At 71.4% G+C, this 259-nt stretch carries 1 protein-coding gene; it reads right to left on the bottom strand.

Features of this window, described 5'->3' with window-relative positions; all coding sequences use genetic code 11:
• On the bottom strand, nt 1-259 hold a 259-nt coding region (locus SB717_RS37370), incomplete at both ends, for a hypothetical protein (RefSeq protein ID WP_410908172.1).

The following is a 259-nucleotide window of genomic DNA, read 5'->3' on the forward strand; positions in this document are numbered from 1 at the left end:
GGGCCAGCCCAGGACGAACACAGGCCGGGGGCGCTCGTCGTCCGGCGCCTGGGTGTCCCATCCCTCGGTATCCAGGCTCTCGAGAGCCTGGTACAAGGCCTCCGGCATTTCCCGGTCGCGCCGGCGCATTATCGGTGGCACGAACCAGCCGCTGTGCGCCAGATGTTCACCCGCCGCATCGTGCCGCCCCGCCCGGTCGAGTGCCCGGGCGAGCAGCCAATGCAGCTTGGGCTCGCTCGACCCCTCGGACACCAGCGGG

This window comes from Priestia sp. SIMBA_032, from assembly GCF_046535215.1.
In the GTDB taxonomy this organism is placed as follows: domain Bacteria; phylum Bacillota; class Bacilli; order Bacillales; family Bacillaceae_H; genus Priestia; species Priestia aryabhattai.